General features: G+C 57.2%; 1 rRNA gene. It reads right to left on the reverse strand.

Annotated features, from left to right (window positions below):
- Positions 1-1,048, reverse strand: a 23S ribosomal RNA gene (locus tag ACZ45E_RS39880); the annotation flags it as partial.

The raw sequence follows: 1,048 nt of genomic DNA on the forward strand, positions 1-1,048 counted from the left end.
CTACACCCTTACCCCGGGACTACCATCGCCCGGGCTGGACTACCTTCCTGCGTCACCCCATCACTCACCTACTACCAACTTGGGCCGGCGGCTCCACCACTTTCCTTTCCCCGAAGGGTCCGGAACGGCTTCACGGCCTTAGCATCACTGGATTCAATGTTTGACGCTTCACAGCGGGTACCGGAATATCAACCGGTTATCCATCGACTACGCCTGTCGGCCTCGCCTTAGGTCCCGACTTACCCTGGGCAGATCAGCTTGACCCAGGAACCCTTAGTCAATCGGCGCACACGTTTCTCACGTGTGTATCGCTACTCATGCCTGCATTCTCACTCGTGAACCGTCCACCACTAGCTTCCGCTGCGGCTTCACCCGGCACACGACGCTCCCCTACCCATCCACACGGGCGTTGGCCCTATTGTATGAATGACACGACTTCGGCGGTACGCTTGAGCCCCGCTACATTGTCGGCGCGGAATCACTAGACCAGTGAGCTATTACGCACTCTTTCAAGGGTGGCTGCTTCTAAGCCAACCTCCTGGTTGTCTGTGCGACTCCACATCCTTTCCCACTTAGCGTACGCTTAGGGGCCTTAGTCGATGCTCTGGGCTGTTTCCCTCTCGACCATGGAGCTTATCCCCCACAGTCTCACTGCCGCGCTCTCACTTACCGGCATTCGGAGTTTGGCTAAGGTCAGTAACCCGGTAGGGCCCATCGCCTATCCAGTGCTCTACCTCCGGCAAGAAACACACGACGCTGCACCTAAATGCATTTCGGGGAGAACCAGCTATCACGGAGTTTGATTGGCCTTTCACCCCTAACCACAGGTCATCCCCCAGGTTTTCAACCCTGGTGGGTTCGGTCCTCCACGAAGTCTTACCTCCGCTTCAACCTGCCCATGGCTAGATCACTCCGCTTCGGGTCTTGAGCGCGCTACTAAATCGCCCTATTCGGACTCGCTTTCGCTACGGCTTCCCCACACGGGTTAACCTCGCAACACACCGCAAACTCGCAGGCTCATTCTTCAAAAGGCACGCAGTCACGACTG

Source organism: Streptomyces sp. NPDC030991, from assembly GCF_055571235.1.